This window comes from Ensifer sp., from assembly GCF_031989085.1.
Classification (GTDB): Bacteria; Pseudomonadota; Alphaproteobacteria; order Rhizobiales; family Rhizobiaceae; genus Ensifer.
The window spans coordinates 1-2614 of record NZ_DALZXU010000023.1 but is presented as its reverse complement, the minus strand read 5'-3'; the positions used below and the strand labels follow the sequence as shown (position 1 = coordinate 2614).

The window sequence follows — 2614 nt, the reverse complement described above, 5'->3', positions numbered from 1 at the left end:
CGCCAACGTCAACAACCCGAGCGAGAACCTCGGCCAGTGGCAGGCCGGCATGGTCAAGCCGCTGTGCGTCTTCAAGAGCGTCAAGCTTTCCAACGACGCCAAGGTTGCCGGCGACAAGGCGTGGAGCGACATCCCGACCTGCAAGGATTCGGGCATTGCCATCGACAACTACTCCATGCCGCGCACCGTCTGGATGCCGGCCGGCGTCGAGCCGGATGCCGTCAAGTTCTATTCGGACCTGATGCGCAAGGTCTCCGAGACGCCGGAGTGGGCGAAGTATCTGGCCGATACCTCGCAGTCGCCTTCCTACATCGCTGGCGAAGACTTCAAGGCCGCCATCGAGATGGACGGCGCCGCAGTCGGCGAAGTTCTGAAGCGCGAAGGCTGGCTCGCCAACTAAAACCGGCGATATATCGGGACGGGCGCTCATGCGGCGTCGCGCGTCAGGTCTGACGCCTGGAGGACGCTGCAAGGCGCCCGTCAACCGGTTCGAAAGGTCACGATCATGAGTGAGAACAGTGCGAATGGGCTCTCCCGCTTCGCGGTGGAGCTTGGCGTTGCCGCGTTGACGGGCATCTTCGGCGCAGCCATCTGCTATGGCGCCTCCGATATCGGCGCCGGTTGGAGCGACTTCGGCCCCGAGGCCGGCTATTTTCCCTTCTACATCGGCATCCTGATCATCCTGGGAAGCGTCGCCAATGCGATCGGCGCTTTCGTAAAACATCGCGGCACGGGCGACATCTTCATCGACGGTGCCCGCGCGCGCGTCGTCGCCTCGTTCTTCTTGCCGCTCGCAGCCTTTGCCGGCGTCTCCGCCTGGCTTGGCCTCTATGTCGGCACGGCGCTCTATATCGCCGGAGCGATGTTGTTCCAGGGGCGCTACAAGTGGTGGATCGCCCTGCCGTCAGGCGTTGCCGTTTCGCTCTTCTTCTTCATCGTTTTCGAGATCGGCTTCAAGGTTCCGCTGCTGAAGGGACCGGTCGAGGCCTGGTTCGGGATCTATTGATCCCGACCGCTTAAAAGTTTCCCCGGGAGGAATGACATGGAAAATATCGGTCTTCTGATCGATGGCTTCGGCCACATCCTCAGCTGGAATCACATCCTGCTGATGATGGTCGGCGTCACGCTCGGCATTCTCGTCGGCGTTCTGCCTGGCCTCGGTGCGCCCAACGGCGTCTCGCTGCTGTTGCCGCTGACCTTCTCCATGGATCCGATCTCCGCGATCATCCTGCTCTCCTGCATGTATTGGGGGGCGCTGTTTGGCGGTTCGACGACATCCATCCTGTTCAACATCCCGGGCGAGCCCTCGTCGGTGGCGACCACCTTCGACGGCTATCCGATGGCCAAGGCCGGCCAGGCGAGCCGCGCCTTGACGCTGGCCTTCGTGTCGGCCGGCATCGGCGCGCTTGCCGGCGTCGTCATGATCACGCTGTTGTCGGGCTGGGTCGCCAACTTCGCGCTGCGCTTCTCGTCGCCGGAATATTTCGCGGTCTATTTCCTCGCCTTCGCCAGCTTCATCTCGATGGGGGCGCAATCGCCCTTCAAGACGCTGGTGTCGATGATGATGGGCTTTGCGCTCGCTTCCGTCGGCATGGACACGATCTCCGGCGACCTGCGCCTGACCTTCGACATCCCGACCCTGATCAAGGGCGTCAGCTTCCTGATCGCCGTCATGGGGCTCTTCGGCATCGGCGAGCTGTTGCTGACGACCGAAGAGGGCCTGCGCTTCGAAGGCATCAAGGCGCGCGTCAAGCTCGCCGAAATCGGCCGCACGCTGGTGGAAATCCCGCGCTACTGGCTGACGATCGCCCGCTCGACCATCATCGGCATCTGGATGGGCATCACGCCCGCCGGCCCGACCGCGGCCTCGTTCATGAGCTACGGCGTTGCCCGCCGCTCGGCGCGCGACAAGTCGAAGTTCGGCAAGGGCGATCCGCGCGGCATCGTCGCACCCGAGACCGCCGACCACTCGGCCGGCACCTCGGCGCTGTTGCCGATGCTGGCGCTCGGCGTGCCCGGGTCTGCGACGGCGGCCGTCATGATGGGCGGCCTGATGATCTGGGGTCTCACCCCCGGTCCGATGCTCTTTACCGACCGTCCGGATTTCGTCTGGGGCCTGATCGCCTCGATGTATCTCGGCAATGTCGTCGCCGTCATCCTGGTGCTCGCCACCGTGCCGCTCTATGCCTCGATCCTGCGCGTGCCGTTCTCGATCATCGGCCCGATCATCGTCGCCGTCATCTTCTCCGGCGCCTATCAGGTGGCAAACTCCGTCTCCGACATCTTCATGGTCATCGGCTTCGGCGTGCTCGGCTATGTCTTCAAGAAGCTCGATTATCCGCTGGCACCGCTGGTTCTGGCCATGGTGCTCGGTGACAAGGCCGAAGACGCCTTCCGCCAGTCGATGCTGCTGTCGGGCGGTTCACTCAACATCTTCTGGTCGAATGCGCTGGTATCGTCACTGATGGCGCTCGGCCTGGCAATGCTGCTGTCACCGGTCGTCTTCGGACTGATCGGCCTGGTTCGCAAGCGCAAGCAAGATGGCGCAACATCGAAAGACGATGCGACATCGCACGGCGACGGCAGCGCGGCGGCTTGACGGAGCCGCCGCACC

Annotated in this window: 2 protein-coding genes and 1 pseudogene; all 3 read left to right on the top strand. The window is 63.5% G+C overall.

The annotated features are described in order from the left end of the window. A pseudogene (locus RTP54_RS31020) lies at nucleotides 1-400 on the top strand (tripartite tricarboxylate transporter substrate binding protein); the annotation flags it as partial. A gap of 105 nt (nucleotides 401-505) precedes the next feature. Next, nucleotides 506-1006, top strand: coding sequence for a tripartite tricarboxylate transporter TctB family protein (locus RTP54_RS31015; RefSeq protein WP_112812313.1), 501 nt, complete (start codon nucleotides 506-508; stop codon nucleotides 1004-1006). A 36-nt stretch (nucleotides 1007-1042) separates the two neighbouring features. After that, nucleotides 1043-2599 carry a tripartite tricarboxylate transporter permease gene (locus RTP54_RS31010; protein WP_112812314.1) on the top strand — a complete coding sequence of 519 codons (1557 nt, stop codon included), beginning with the start codon at nucleotides 1043-1045 and terminating at the stop codon, nucleotides 2597-2599. Nucleotides 2600-2614 lie beyond the last annotated feature (15 nt).